Annotated in this window: 12 protein-coding genes; all 12 read left to right on the top strand. The window is 65.8% G+C overall.

What is annotated here, in order from left to right; genetic code table 11:
- The first annotated feature begins 42 nt into the window (after nt 1-42).
- The 12 genes from rbfA to ACV4UX_RS04285 all read left to right on the top strand — a co-directional run bounded on the left by rbfA (nt 43) and on the right by ACV4UX_RS04285 (nt 13,543).
- A complete protein-coding gene (rbfA, locus tag ACV4UX_RS04340) occupies nt 43-387 on the top strand; it encodes a 30S ribosome-binding factor RbfA (protein WP_491592100.1) in 345 nt (114 codons plus the stop codon).
- A complete protein-coding gene (locus tag ACV4UX_RS04335; RefSeq protein WP_491592099.1) occupies nt 380-1,345 on the top strand; it encodes a DHH family phosphoesterase in 966 nt (321 codons plus the stop codon). Before rbfA ends, ACV4UX_RS04335 begins: the two co-directional genes overlap by 8 nt.
- Nucleotides 1,346-1,382: 37 nt before the next feature.
- The gene (gene truB, locus ACV4UX_RS04330; protein ID WP_491592098.1) at nt 1,383-2,306 is read left to right on the top strand and encodes a tRNA pseudouridine(55) synthase TruB; all 924 of its coding nucleotides are present in this window, start codon (nt 1,383-1,385) and stop codon (nt 2,304-2,306) included.
- A gap of 49 nt (nt 2,307-2,355) precedes the next feature.
- Nucleotides 2,356-2,625, top strand: a complete 270-nt coding sequence (rpsO, locus tag ACV4UX_RS04325) for a 30S ribosomal protein S15 (RefSeq protein WP_173081032.1) — start codon at nt 2,356-2,358, stop codon at nt 2,623-2,625.
- Between the two features lie 264 nt (nt 2,626-2,889).
- On the top strand, nt 2,890-5,118 hold the full coding sequence (gene pnp / locus ACV4UX_RS04320) for a polyribonucleotide nucleotidyltransferase (protein ID WP_491592097.1): 2,229 nt from the start codon (nt 2,890-2,892) through the stop codon (nt 5,116-5,118).
- A gap of 671 nt (nt 5,119-5,789) precedes the next feature.
- Nucleotides 5,790-6,242: a MaoC/PaaZ C-terminal domain-containing protein gene (locus ACV4UX_RS04315; RefSeq protein WP_491592096.1), complete on the top strand. Its 453-nt coding sequence runs from the start codon at nt 5,790-5,792 to the stop codon at nt 6,240-6,242.
- A 7-nt stretch (nt 6,243-6,249) separates the two neighbouring features.
- Nucleotides 6,250-7,875, top strand: coding sequence for a radical SAM protein (locus ACV4UX_RS04310; protein WP_491592095.1), 1,626 nt, complete (start codon nt 6,250-6,252; stop codon nt 7,873-7,875).
- Nucleotides 7,872-9,728: an HAD-IIIC family phosphatase gene (locus tag ACV4UX_RS04305; protein WP_491592094.1), complete on the top strand. Its 1,857-nt coding sequence runs from the start codon at nt 7,872-7,874 to the stop codon at nt 9,726-9,728. The genes ACV4UX_RS04310 and ACV4UX_RS04305 overlap by 4 nt, the downstream gene beginning before the upstream one ends.
- A 24-nt stretch (nt 9,729-9,752) precedes the next feature.
- Complete coding sequence (locus tag ACV4UX_RS04300; RefSeq protein WP_491592093.1) at nt 9,753-9,998, top strand: acyl carrier protein; 246 nt, start codon at nt 9,753-9,755, stop codon at nt 9,996-9,998.
- A 6-nt stretch (nt 9,999-10,004) separates the two neighbouring features.
- On the top strand, nt 10,005-11,447 hold the full coding sequence (locus ACV4UX_RS04295; protein ID WP_491592092.1) for an MBOAT family O-acyltransferase: 1,443 nt from the start codon (nt 10,005-10,007) through the stop codon (nt 11,445-11,447).
- 106 nt (nt 11,448-11,553) lie between these two features.
- On the top strand, nt 11,554-12,582 hold the full coding sequence (locus ACV4UX_RS04290; RefSeq protein WP_491592091.1) for a hypothetical protein: 1,029 nt from the start codon (nt 11,554-11,556) through the stop codon (nt 12,580-12,582).
- Between the two features lie 199 nt (nt 12,583-12,781).
- A complete protein-coding gene (locus ACV4UX_RS04285; RefSeq protein WP_491592090.1) occupies nt 12,782-13,543 on the top strand; it encodes an SDR family NAD(P)-dependent oxidoreductase in 762 nt (253 codons plus the stop codon).
- Nucleotides 13,544-13,729: the final 186 nt, after the last annotated feature.

Genomic DNA, 13,729 nt, shown 5'->3' with positions numbered 1-13,729 from the left:
AGGCTTCCTCCACGAAGCCCCCTCGCCCGCAAGGATACGATCATGCCCCGCAACACCGAAGGCCCTTCGCGGCGCTCCATGCGCCTGGCCGACCAGATCATGCGCGACCTGGCCTCCCTGCTGGCCATGGAGCTGGCCGACCCCCGGCTGGAACTCGTGACCATCAGCGGAGTCCGCCTCAACTCGGACCTCACCGTGGCCACCGTCTACTACACCATGCACGGCGACGCCGAGCGCTTCAAGGCTGCCGAGGCCGCGCTCTACCAGGCCAGGGGGCTCATGCGCTCGCGCCTGGCCAAGGGGCTCAACTCCAAGTTCGTGCCGGAACTGCGTTTCGCGCGCGACGAGTTCCTGGAAACCATGGTCTACGGACAGCCCCATGCGTGACGTGCTCGACGCCCTGCGCACCGGCTCGCGCTTCCTTGTGGCCTCCCACGCCAGCCCCGACGGCGACGCCATCGGGGCCATGGCCGCCATGGGCCACCTGCTCAAGGCCCTGGGCAAGGAGGCCGTGCTCTACAACGTCTCCGGCCTGCCTGAGCACCTGGCCTGGCTGCCCATGCCCGGCCCCGTGCACACCGAGCTGCCCCGCGACCTGGCGTCCGGCGGCTTCGACTGGATCGTGGCCCTGGACTGCGGCGACGACCGCCGCGCCGGAAAGGCCCTCCAGCAGGCCATGGCCGAGCGCCCCACCCTGGTGATCGACCACCACATCGACAACCCCCGCTGGGGCCGCGTCAACTGGGTGGAGACCGACCGCTCCTCCACCTGCGAGATGGTGGCCGCCCTGGCCGACGCCCTGGGCGTGGAGCTTTCAGGCCCTCTGGGCCAGGCCGTGTACCTGGGCGTGGCCACGGACACCGGGCATTTCCGCTTCGAGAACGCGAGCCCGCGCTCCATGGAGCTTGCCGCGCGCCTGGCGCGCCTGGGCCTGGACGTGGCGGGCGTCAACGAGCGCATCGAGAACCAGTGGAGTCTGGCGCGTTTCCGGCTCTGGAGCGAAGTTCTCGGGGGTCTTTCGCTCTCTTTTGGTGGACAACTGGGGGTCATCCGCATTACGAGCGATCAGCTTTCCAGGCTGGGAGCCACGGCGGCCGATACGGACGGGCTCACGAACTTCGTGCTGCGCATCCGAGGCTGCCGGGTCGCCCTGTCCCTGCGCGAGGACGGCGAGGGGATGGTCAAGCTCTCGCTGCGCTCCGTGGCCGGGGTGAACATCCAGCCCGTGGCCGCCGCCTTCGACGGGGGCGGGCACAAGGGCGCGGCGGGCGCCACCCTGGCCGGAAGCATCGAAGAGATCGAACCCCGCGTGGTCGCCGCCCTGGGCGAACTGCTAAGGGCCTAAACTGCGACATGCCTTTCGCACCAGGACTTCCTGCATCGTGACCGATTCGCCTTCCTCCCCGCGTCCCCCCCAGCAGCACGGCGTGCTGGTGCTGGACAAGCCCAAGGGCCCCACGTCGGCGCGCTGCCTTGAAGTGATCAAGCGCCGCCTGGGCCAGAAGAAGATCGGCCACGCCGGAACCCTGGACCCCATGGCCACCGGCGTTCTTGTGGTCTGCCTGGGCGAGGCCACCAAGCTGGCGGGCTACCTCACCGAGGGTTTCAAGGTCTACACCGGGCATCTGCGCCTGGGCCAGACCACCGACACCTTCGACGCCGAGGGCCGCGTCACGGCCGAGGCCCCCTGGGAGCACGTCTCCCCCGAGGCCGCCCGGGACGCCGTGCGGGCCTGGACGGAGAAGACCACCCAGGAGATTCCGCCCTACTCCGCCGTGAAGGTGGACGGCCAGCGCCTCTACAAGCTGGCCCGGGAGGGGCGGGACGTGCCGGAGGTGGTCAAGCCGGTGCAAGTTTTCGAGGCGGAAGCGCTCCAAGTGGAGCTTCCGCTGATCCATTTCCGGGTGAAAGTGAGTCCCGGCGCCTACGTACGCTCCCTGGTCCACAGCCTGGGGACGCGACTGGGTTGCGGGGCTCACCTGACCGAACTCACCCGGGAGACCAGCCATCCCTTCGGGCTCCCCGAGGCCGTCTCCCTGGACGACCTCGTGGACAACCCGGACCGGTTGGCCGAACGGCTGATCCCCCTGGAGAAGGCCCTGCCCCACTGGCCCCGCCTGGCGCTCTCGCAAGCCCAGACCCGCGCGGTGCGAGACGGCAAGCGGCTGCCCCTGGAGGATCTGCCCGGACCGGAGACGCGGGCGGTGCTCGTGACCCCGGACGGCCTGCCGGTGGCCCTGGCCGAACCCCAGGACCTGGATGGCGCGAGGCGCTGGGCCATCCTGCGCGGACTCAACCCCGCGTGAGGCCCACGGCAATCGTGCCCCCCCAACGAGACAAACGGAGGATACCGCTGTGGTCATGAACGCTGACGACAAGCTCAAGGTGATCGAGGAGTACAAGACCCACGAGGGAGACACCGGCTCTCCCGAGGTGCAGGTGGCCCTGCTGACCAGCCGCATCACGTACCTGACCGACCATTTCAAGGCCCACGCCAAGGACTACCACTCCCGCACGGGCCTGCTGAAGCTGGTTGGCCAGCGCCGCAAGCTGCTCAATTACCTGAAGAACAAGGACGTCAACCGCTACCGCACGCTCATCGCGCGCCTGGGCATCCGCAAATAGCGCTGCTCCCCGGTCGGCCCGGACCTCCCGGGCCGGCCGGATTCCTCCATCCCCCACGGGCCGCGCGGCCTGCCACGGGGTCCCGGAGGGCGAAACCACCTGCCTGCCGAGGCTTCCTGCGAGACGCCCCGGCAACCGACTGATGCAGGCCGACCCCGAACGTCGTTCGCGCGCCAGGGCCCGGGAGCCCCGGTTCCCGGCCCCCGGCGCGCACATCACGTTCCGGGAAGGCCCCCCCGAAAACTCCTACTACGAGGTCATTCTATGGGTCTTCTCGACAAAGCCATCAGGCTCGAACGCACCGTCAGCTCCAATCCCATCATGATGGAAACCGGCCGCATGGCCAACCAGGCCGACGGCTCCGTGTGGGTGCAGTGCGGCGGCACCGTGGTGCTCGTCACCGTGTGCTCCCAGTCCCTGGAATTCGACAAGGGCTTCTTCCCGCTCACCGTCGAATACCAGGAAAAACTCTACGCCGCCGGACGCATCCCCGGCTCCTACTTCCGCCGCGAGGTGGGCCGCCCCTCCGAGCGCGAGGTCACCGTGGCCCGGCTCATCGACCGCCCCCACCGCCCGCTCTTCCCCAAGGGCTTCCGCGATGAGGTGCAGATCATCGCCACCGTGCTCTCCGCCGACGGCATCAACGATCCCGACGTCCTGGCCGTGAACGGCGCTTCGGCCGCGCTGCACATCTCCAGCGTGCCCTTCATGGGGCCCATCGCCGCCGGACGCATCGGACGCATCGACGGGCAGTTCGTGCTCAACCCGCCCTACCAGATCAGCGCCGACCAGACCGACCTGAACATCTTCATCGCCGCCTCCCGCGACGCCGTGGTGATGGTTGAGGGCGGGGGCAACTTCGTCTCCGAGGAGCTCATCGCCGAGGCCCTGGAATGGGGCCATCAACAGATCCTGCCGCTCATCGACATGCAGGAGGAACTGCGCGAGAAGGCCGGCAAGGCCAAGATGGTCTTCACCCCCCCCGTGGAGAACGAGGCCCTCAAGGCCGTGGTGGCCCAGGCCGCCCAGGGAGGCCTGGAGGCCGCGCTCTCCATCGTCGACAAGATGGAGCGCCGCGCCGCCCGCAAGGCCCTGCGCTCCAAGGTGGTGGAGGCCGCGAAGGCCGCCTTCCCCGACGAGCCCGCCCTGGCCGGCAAGGCCGCCGAGATGCTCGAAGGCATGGAAAAGAAGTTCATGCGCCAGCGCATCAAGGATACCGGCGTGCGCATCGACACCCGCGACACCAAGACCGTGCGCCCCATCGAGATCGAGGTGGGCATGCTGCCGCGCACCCACGGTTCCTGCCTCTTCGCCCGCGGCGAGACCAAGGCCCTCTGCGTGGCCACCCTGGGCTCCACCGGCGACGAGCAGCGCATCGAGACCCTGGCGGGCGAGTCCTCCAAGCGCTTCATGCTCCACTACAACTTCCCGCCCTACTGCGTGGGCGAGGTGAAGCCCCTGCGCGGCCCCTCGCGCCGCGAGATCGGCCACGGCCTTCTGGCCGAGCGCTCCATCGCCCCGGTGCTCCCCGCGCCCGGCGAGTTCCCCTTCACCCTGCGCATCATCTCCGAGGTGATGGAGTCCAACGGCTCCTCCTCCATGGCCACGGTGTGCGGCGGCTCCCTGGCCCTCATGGACGCGGGCGTGCCCATCAAGGCCCCCGTGGCCGGCGTGGCCATGGGCCTCATCAAGGAAGACGACCAGTTCATCGTGCTCACGGACATCCTCGGTGACGAGGACGCCATGGGCGACATGGACTTCAAGGTTGCCGGCACCGCCGAGGGCGTCACCGGCATCCAGATGGACATCAAGATCACCGGCATCCCCCAGAACGTGATGCGCAAGGCCCTGGAACAGGCCCGCGAATCGCGCCTGCACATCCTGGGCAGGATGAACGAGACCCTGGCCGCGCCGCGCACCGAACTCTCGCCCTACGCGCCGCAGCTCACCGTGGTGGAGATCAACCCCGAGAAGATCCGCGAAGTGATCGGACCCGGCGGCAAGGTGATCAAGGCCATCACCGCCTCCACCGGCGCCTCCATCGACATCGACGACTCGGGCAAGATCTCCATCTTCGCCCCCACCCAGGAGTCCATGGAGCGCGCCAAGGAAATGGTGCTCTTCTACGACCAGAAGGCCGACGTGGGACGCAACTACCAGGGCAAGGTGAAGAAGATCATCGACTGCGGCGCTGTGGTGGAGATCCTGCCCGGCCTGGAAGGCCTGGTGCACGTCTCCCAGCTGGACATCGGCCGTGTGGAGAACGTCACCGACGCCGTGGCCATGGGCCAGGACCTGGAAGTGAAGGTGATCGCCGTGGAGCCCAACGGCCGCGTGCGCCTCTCGCGCAAGGCCGTGCTCCTGGAGGAACAGGGCGAGACCATCGACCTCAACGACTTCGCGGCCCCCTCCCGCCCGCGCGGCGACCGTGACAGCAGGGGCGGCGACCGCAGGGGCGGCGACCGCGGCGGCCGCGACCGGGGCCGCCGCTAGGCGACCACCGGCCGCAACAGCACTGTACGAAGGGGGCGAAAGCCCCCCGAGGCTGCTGACAAAGTCGGCTTTGCGGCTTTGTCAGCAGCCCTGCGCGCAGCGCAGCATGGAGCAGGGCGGCTTTGGCAAGCCCTGTCCTCGGGGTTTGGCATCACACTGAGGGGGGCGAAAGCCCCCCTTTTGCGTGGCGACCCCGATGCCGTGGGCGCCGGAACCGGTTAAGGACGGGATGCTGCAAGGAACCAGCCTGCGCGTCCCCGTGCTCCACATGGACCCTCCAGCCGCTGCGCCGACGCCCCCTGCCTCTCCCCCCCCGCGCATGCACAATTCGGTCTTCGCCGCTTCCCGCCGATCGCGCGCCCGGCATCCAACCGCCACATTCCTCTGCCGCTCAGGGGAACTCTCCTGCCGAAGCGATGACGCCCGGCGTACGGCCCGAACACCCTGAAGACGTCTAGCCCGACAGCCAATCGGACCTTGCAACTCAAAGCATATGAATGTATTCTGAAAAACCGGCATGGATCGCCTCCGATCCTCCCGCTGCAAGCCCGATCAGCGTCCGGAATGCCCCTGCAGACTCCATGCAGTTTGGCGTCCCTTCACATTGCGCAACGTGCCGGATGTTTCCGTCCTGGCCTTTTCGCCTCAATTCAGCAGTGGAGCGAACACCTGTGACGACTTTCAGGATGGAATGCCCCGACAAGCCCGCCCAGTGGACTCTTTCCGAGCTTGAGCCCGAGAGCGCCTGTTGGACCAGGGTCCACCTGACCCCGGAACTGGTCGACCTGTTCGCGGAGGTGTCGGGGGATCGAAGCCCTCTGCACATGGATGCGGCTTTCGCCCGTTCGCGCGGTTTTCCCGGGCGCGTCGCGCACGGCGTCCTGCTGGCCGCGCTGGCTTCGCGCATCGTCGGCATGGGCCTCCCCGGGACCAACGCCTTGCTCCAGTCGTTGAGCCTGCGCTTCGCCGCCCCGGCCTTCGTGGGCGACACCGTCGTGGTCAGCGCCGTGGTGGATCAGGTTTCCGACGCCGCCCGGTGCGTCGTGCTCCGCATCGAGGCCACCAACGCCTCGTCCGGGGAAACGCTCGCCAAGGGCAAGGCGCAAGTCGGGCTGACCGGCTAGAACCTTCATGAACACCTTTGACATCGTCCTCATCTCGCAATCCGAGGTGGTGAACTACGACGAGTACTCCCGGCTCCCGCTGGATCGGCTCCCGCTCTTCGAGAAGCTGGTCTATCCGCGCATGCTGCGCATGGAAGGCGGGTTCCGCTCCCATCTGGACGTGCTCAACCGCCTGGAGAAGGGACTGTTCTGGAGCGATGCCACTGCGGCCCAGCGGCGCGACCTGCTGAGCATCTGGAACCTGCCCGGCTACAGCGGCCTCCACCTTGCCAATTACCTCTCGCAGTACGGGTTGCGGGCCCGCGTCATCAACAACATCGACGCGGAATGGGACCTCTTCGAGCAGGCCTGCGACCGCGCGGGACCCCGGCCGCTGGTGGGCATCTCCAGCACCTTCCACCTGTCCTTCGCGGAGACGAGCCGACTGGTCAAAGCCATCCGGGCGCGGGTTCCCGCTGCGGAGTTCGTCCTGGGGGGGGCGTTCGTCAACGACAGGATGACCGCCCAGGGGCCCGGATTCCTGACGCGCGCCATGCGCAAACTCGGCGTGGCCTTCGCGCTGCACGGCTTCAATTCCGAGCAGGATCTCCGGGATCTCCTGCTGGCCCGCAAGGCCGGAACCGGATACCCCGCCGTGAACAACCTGCTCTGGACAGACCCGGCCTCCGGCCAGGTGCAGGAGACCGGACGCGTCTGGCACCCCCCCGTCCTGGACGACATGCCGGACACGTGGGATCGTCTGGACCTGCCCTTCGTGCGCCACACCTTGCAACTGCGCACCTCCTCCGGTTGCCCCTACCACTGCGCCTTCTGCTCCTACCCCGAGACGGCCAGGGGCTACCATGCCATGTCCGTGGAGAGGGTTCTGGAGCATGTGGCCTCCGCCTTGCGCATCCCGGGCGTGCGCCGCCTCGTCTTCATCGACGACACGTTCAACGCTTCGCCCCGACGCTTCAAGGAAATGCTGCAAGGCTTCCAGCGCTTTGATTTCGAGTGGTATTCCTTCCTGCGCGCACAGTTCGTGGATAGCGACACCGCCTCGATGATGCGCGATTCCGGCTGCCGGGGCGTCTACCTCGGGGTGGAGTCCGCCAACGACGGGGTTCTCGGGTGCATGAACAAGAAGGCCACCAAGGACGCCTACGCCAAAGGGATCGCCGCGCTGAAGAACGCGGGCGTCACCACGCTGGGGGCCTTCGTCCTGGGCTTTCCCGGCGAAACCGCCGACACCATCGAGGATAACGCGCGATTCATCGGGGAAACCGGCCTGGATTTCTACACCCTCAAGGAATTCTACTACCTGGAGAACACGCAGGTCCATCGCGAACAGGACGTGCACGGCCTCACGGGCATGGGCAACTCCTGGGCGCACCGGACCATGGACTCCGACGAGGCCTACCAGCACAAAAAGCGCCTTTTCCGGGACATCAAGGACAGCGTCTTTGTTGATCCGGACACGAGCCTCTGGTATCTGGCCTACCTCCAGGACAACGGTTTCGCGATGGACGACATCGCGACCTTCCAGAAACTGATCAACAAGCTGATGGCCAGCCAGATGGAGGGCGCATTCGACGACCATGCGCCGGAGTTTCAGCTCCTGGCCGACCGTCTGAGCGCCCGGAGAATGCCATGACAACCCGACCCGAGGACACGCTCAAGGAGATCAAGAACCTGACCAGGCAGGGCGAAACCGGCCCGGCGTGGAGCCTTCTCAAGCGCGTCAGCCTACCGGACGACGACTTCTCAAGGCAGCATCGCTACACGAAGCTGTTCCACGCGCTTTCCCCGGCACTGCCCGACCTGGAGCCGATCCGCATCGCGCTCGTCGGCACGAGCACCATCGACCACCTCGCCGAAGTTTTCCGCTTCTGGCTGGCCCGCGCGGGGTTCAGCGCGCAACTCCACCTGGCCACCTTCAACACCCTGGACCAGACCCTGCTCGACCCGGAGAGCGACCTCTACCGGTTCAAGCCCGACATCGTCTGGATTCTCACGGGCCACCGCGACATCCCCCATGCGCCCTGCGGCTGCAAGGAGGCCTGCCGCGCGGCCGAGGAGGCCACGGGACGCTTCGCGACCCTCTGGAGCGCGATCCACGAGAACTCCGCAGCCTACATCCTCCAGAACAACGCGGACATCCCCTCGGAGCGCGTGTTCGGCAATTTCGAGGGCTGCGTCGACTGGGGCCGGGTGAACTTCCTGCGGCGCTTCAACCTCGCCCTGGCGGACAAGTTGCGTCCCGGCGTGGGCCTGCTCGACCTGGACCACCTCTCCGCCCATTTCGGCAAACGCCACTGGTTCGACGAGCGCTTCTGGTATCATTCCAAGCACGCGTTCTCGCTGGACGCCATCGGGACGGTGGCGTTCCAGGCCGCAAGCATCGTGCAGGGCATCAAAGGCAAGGCCAAGAAATGCCTCGTCCTGGACCTCGACAACACCCTCTGGGGCGGCGTGATCGGTGACGACGGCATGGAGGGCATCCGCCTGGGCAACGGAGCCGACGGCGAAGCCTTCGTGGACTTCCAGCGCTACGTCCTGGCCCTGAAACAGCGCGGAGTGGTGCTCGCCGTCTGCAGCAAGAACGAAGAGGACATCGCCAAACAGCCCTTCCTGTCGCACCCGGACATGCAGCTCAAGCTTGAGGACATCGCCGTTTTCGTCGCCAACTGGAACGACAAGGCCGGCAACATCCGGCACATCGCCAATGTGCTGGAACTGGGCCTGGACTCGTTCGTGTTCGTGGACGACAACCCTGCGGAACGCGAACTGGTCAGCAGCATGCTTCCCCAGGTCGAGGTGGTCCCCATGCCGGAGGACCCGGCGCTCTACGTGCGGGCCCTGGACCAGTGGCGCCTGTTCGAGACCGTCGCCTTCTCCCAGGAAGACACCGCAAGGGGGACCATGTACAGGGAAAATGCCCTGCGCAAGAACCTCCAGGCCAGCCACAACAACATCTCCGACTTCCTGAAGAGCCTCTCCATGGAGGCGTGCTGCAGCGAACTCGATGCCCTCCATTTGCCCCGGGTCGCCCAGCTCATCAACAAGAGCAACCAGTTCCACTTGACCACCACCCGCTACTCGGAGGCCCAGATCGTCGAGATGGCCCGCACCCCGGACGTGACGATCCGCTTCCTCAAACTCCGGGACAAGTTCGGGGACAACGGCCTGATCGCCGTCTTCATCCTCAAGCAGGCCGGTCCGGACACCTTCCATGTGGACACATGGGTCATGAGCTGCCGCGTGCTCTCGCGCGGCATGGAGGCCTTCACCCACAACGCCATGGTGCGGCTGGTCAGGGAGCGCAACGGCCGATACCTGGTCGGGAAGTACATCCCCACCAAAAAGAACGCCCTCGTCTCACGGCTTTACGAGAAGCTCGGATACGCCAGAACCGGCGGCGATGAGCACTGCGAAATCTGGCAGTTCGACACGGCTTCGGACAATGCCCTCCTGGAGCATCACATCGCCGAAATCGCTCCGTATTGATCTCAACCCCGACAGGAGTCGAACATGACCGACAAGAGAGCCCTTGTTCACGAACAGCTGACCCATGTCTTCAGGACGGTCTTCGAAGACGACGACATCGTCCTCACGGACGAGACCACCGCGAAGGATATCGACGACTGGGACTCCGTCATGCACATCACGCTGGTCGTTGCGGTGGAGAAGGCGTTCAATGTCAGGCTCAACGCCGCCGAAGTAGGAAGCCTGGCCAACGTGGGCCGCATGATCGACCTGCTGGTGGAGCGTAGCTGACGGACGATGAAAATCGAATCGCTTTCGTTTGTCGCCTTCTGCCTCGCCTTCGCCTTGCTCGCCGGAGTCGCCCGGGGAAAGCGTCCGTTCGCCCTGGCCCTGACCGGCTTCAACGGCGCGTTCCTATTGAGCCAAACGGGCGGGCTTGCCCCGGCCCTGCCGCTCCTGGCCTTCCTCTCGGTCGGCTATCTTGCGTGCTGCGCCATATCGCGATGGCGCAGCACCCTGCTTTTTTGGGGTATGCTGTCGCTGCTCATCGTCGGTTTCGCCTGGCTCAGGAAATACACCCTGCTCGACGGGCTGCCGCACCTCTCGGAGCATTACGCCACAATAGGCTTGTCGTACATCCTGTTCAGGACACTGCACATCGTCATCGACGTCCACCAGGGCGCCATGCGTCTCCCAGGACCGCTGTCGTATTTTAACTACAACACATTCTTTTTGTGCTTCATTTCAGGTCCGATACAGCGCTACGACGAATACGCTGCCGCCGAAACAGCACCACCTGCCACCCCAACGGATACTACGTCTTCACTGAAGGCTATTGACAGGATACTCCTCGGTTTTTTCCTGGTAGGCATCGTCTCCTATTATGCCGACGCGCTTCACACGCATTACGCCGGGCAACTCGGCAAGATTCTGGACCAGCCGCATCTTCCAACGGATGCGATAACCTCTGCGGCGATCGCGGCATTGGCCTATTTCGTCTACATGTACGCCAACTTCTCGGGGTACATGCACATCGTCATCGGATTCGGCCTGCTTGCGGGATACAGGCTCCCGGAAAACTTCCATTCTCCCCTAGAGTCGAAGAACCTCCTCGATTTCTGGTCACGCTGGCACATCACTCTTTCCGAATGGTTCAAGACCTACGTCTTCAACCAGTTCGTCAAGGCGTTCGCCGCCAGAGCCTCCGGCAAGACCGCGATGCAATACATCACGACGGCCGGTTTCTTCATCACGTTCTTCATCATGGGCATTTGGCACGGAACGACCTTTACGTTTCTCGTCTACGGCCTTTTCCTGGGGTTGGGTGTGGCCAGCAACAAGTTCTACCAGGTTACCCTCCAGAACAGACTGGGCAAGAAGCGATACAACCAGCTGGCCGACAAGGCCGCGTACAGAATCCTTGCCCGTTCCGTCACGCTGGCCTACTTCGTCCTCTCGCTGGCCTGCATCTGGGTTCCCGGCGCTCGACAAGGCATCCCGCTCAGCGGTTCCGCCGCATTCCTCCTTCTTCCAATCACTTTCGGAATCCTGACGGGCGTCTTCTGCCTCTTCGAACCGTTACGCATTCTGTACGACAGGCTGTCCGGGGCCATGCAGGCCGTCTTCACGCGGAACGCCTCTGTTCATTACCTGTTCACGGCTTCCATGCTTTTCGCGATCACTCTGGCGCTGGCCGTTCTGGACAAAACCAGCATCCCGTTCGTGTATGAACGCTTCTAGGCCAACCCGTATTGATGCTTGATCAAGTTGCAACAACACCACCGCACTCCACCGGACGCACAGAGGACAGTTCTTGCCAGCCTGGAGCAGGCAGACGGCCCATAAAATGAAACAAGCATTCGGAATCACTCTCACTGTCGTCCTGCTTGCAGCGGCGATCAATCTAGCAGCCGCCGTGTGTCTTGCCGTGTTCGAAGAACCAAAGTTCCTCGACAACATGGCTGACGACCCCGACTACATCGTCTACCAAAGATATCCCCTGACGAACCACGTCTCCGAGCGCTACATCATTCTGGGCGCATCCAACACGCGCGAGGGCTTTCGGTCGGCGGAACTCTCGGCCTTGTTGGGCGGAGCGGACGTGGTCAACTTCTCGCTGGGGGGGGCCGGCATCTGCGCCGTCGAGACAGCGGTTCGGCTCATCGAGGAGGCGACGCCTCAGGCCATGTGGCCGCGGACGACCATCGTCGTCGGCGCATGGTTCGGAATGTTCAGCGCCTCGAAGTGCGACCAGGGGATGAACACGTTCGAGAGCCACATGAAGCGGTCCTCTCTTTACCTGACGATCGGAGACAGGCTCGTCTCGGTCTTTCCGGAAGCGCTTTCCCGGCTCTGCCTGCTCTCCCTCAAGCCCTTCCTCGCGCTCCGGGACATCTACAAGCGGCATGTCGCCCTGGACGACATCCCGGGCACGATCCACTCTCTTGCATCGGGCAAGGCCGTGCGTCCTCCAAGGCTCGTCGGCGCGGACACCAGCCAGCTTCCCTTGGAGAAGTGGCCCGCGTTCGCCCAGTCGCTGGTCTCCTCCTACGGGCTCGAAGGGGACATGCGTCCAGGTTTCGAACGCCTGCACGCCTTGGCGGAACGCGTCACCGCCCACGGCGGGCGGTTTCTCGTCGTGGATCTTCCCCTCCCGCGATGGCACGAGACGAACAGCCCCTACAACGACCTCTACCAGGCGCTCAAACCCGCACACTTCCGGCAGATCCGCGCGCTCCCAGGCTGCGCCGTCGTCGACATGAAGGCCGATTGCCCCCTCTCCGACGACGACTTCGCCGATCCCGTCCATCCGCGGGGGAGCCCGGCGGCCCTCAAGTGGTCACGCTGTCTGGCGCACGCCATCAGGAGCCAGTAGCCTCTCTCCCTTTGGGGCCGACCTCAGGCTGCCGACGCATCAAACGCGCGGCCGACGCGCGCAGCGGCCACGCGGGGAGAGCGGCCGGGGCCGGAGGGGAGCCCGCCTTGACAGCGGACACGGTTTTGTCATCATTCCGCGATAGTGTTCACGCAGGACGCCGGGCGCGCAGGCTCCCGGACCGCCGCAGGGAGGAGTCATGCTGCTCAAGGACAAGACGCTCATCATCACCGGGGCCTCCATGGGCGTGGGAAGGGCGCTGGCCGAGGCCCTGGCCGTGCTGGGCTCGCGCCTGGTGCTCAACGCGCGCGGAGCGGAAGACCTGGAGGACGCCTGGCACGCCTGCGACATGGTGGGGGCCCAGACGATTGCCGTGCCCGGCGACGCCTCCAAGGCCACCACGGCGCGGGCTCTGCTGGAGGCGGCCCAGTCCCTGGGCGATTTCGTGGGCTTCGTGCACTGCGCGGGCGTGCTGAACCCCGGCCCCCATGTCTGGGAGATGGATTGCGGGGGCTTCGACGAGGTGTTCTCCTCCAACGTGAAGGCCGGCTGGATCCTGGCCAGGCACTGTGTGCCCGTGCTGCGCAAGGCGGGCTCCGGTCTGGCGGTGTTCGTGGGGTCGGGGGCGGCGTCGGTGGTGCAGCCGGGCATGGGTCTCTACTGCGCGGCAAAGGCCGCCGAGGAGCACCTCTGCCGACAACTGGCCGCCGAGGCTCCGTGGCTCACCTGCTTCGTCTACCGTCCGGGGCTCGTGGACACGCGCATGCAGCACCAGGCCCGCAACGCCGCAGGCGGCGGGGCCGAGGCCCTGCGCGCCCTCTTCCGGCCCTGGAAGGAGCGCGGACGCCTGATCATGCCCGAGGAGTCGGCCATGGGGCTCATGCGCCTGCTCCTGGGCGACTGGAAGGGCCTCGCGGGCAACACCTTCGACATGCGCGACAGCGACGCGCCGGTATTTTAACAGTCTACCGACACTGACGACTCTTGCAGTCGCAAGAACAACGCAACAGGCTGCTCAGGACCGACCAGGCGCTCCCCGCTAGATGCTCTGCTGCCTGGGCACCTTCTTGGGCGCGGGCAGCTCCGGCTCGGGGGCCTTGGCCGGGGCCGGGGCCGGGGCGGCCTCGGGCGCGGCAGGGGCCTGGGC

The sequence above is a fragment of the Fundidesulfovibrio sp. genome (genome assembly GCF_058402725.1).
Note: the sequence above shows the minus strand (reverse complement) of the source record. Positions and strands in the feature narration are given on the sequence as shown.

What these genes read in the sequence shown, in the direction of transcription:
- rbfA (WP_491592100.1), top strand. Translation starts at nt 43, where the DNA reads ATGCCCCGCAACACCGAAGGCCCTTCGCGGCGCTCCATGCGCCTGGCC.
- ACV4UX_RS04290 (WP_491592091.1), top strand. Translation starts at nt 11,554, where the DNA reads ATGAAACAAGCATTCGGAATCACTCTCACTGTCGTCCTGCTTGCAGCG.
- pnp (WP_491592097.1), top strand. Translation starts at nt 2,890, where the DNA reads ATGGGTCTTCTCGACAAAGCCATCAGGCTCGAACGCACCGTCAGCTCC.
- ACV4UX_RS04335 (WP_491592099.1), top strand. Translation starts at nt 380, where the DNA reads ATGCGTGACGTGCTCGACGCCCTGCGCACCGGCTCGCGCTTCCTTGTG.
- ACV4UX_RS04295 (WP_491592092.1), top strand. Translation starts at nt 10,005, where the DNA reads ATGAAAATCGAATCGCTTTCGTTTGTCGCCTTCTGCCTCGCCTTCGCC.
- ACV4UX_RS04310 (WP_491592095.1), top strand. Translation starts at nt 6,250, where the DNA reads ATGAACACCTTTGACATCGTCCTCATCTCGCAATCCGAGGTGGTGAAC.
- ACV4UX_RS04300 (WP_491592093.1), top strand. Translation starts at nt 9,753, where the DNA reads ATGACCGACAAGAGAGCCCTTGTTCACGAACAGCTGACCCATGTCTTC.
- ACV4UX_RS04285 (WP_491592090.1), top strand. Translation starts at nt 12,782, where the DNA reads ATGCTGCTCAAGGACAAGACGCTCATCATCACCGGGGCCTCCATGGGC.
- ACV4UX_RS04305 (WP_491592094.1), top strand. Translation starts at nt 7,872, where the DNA reads ATGACAACCCGACCCGAGGACACGCTCAAGGAGATCAAGAACCTGACC.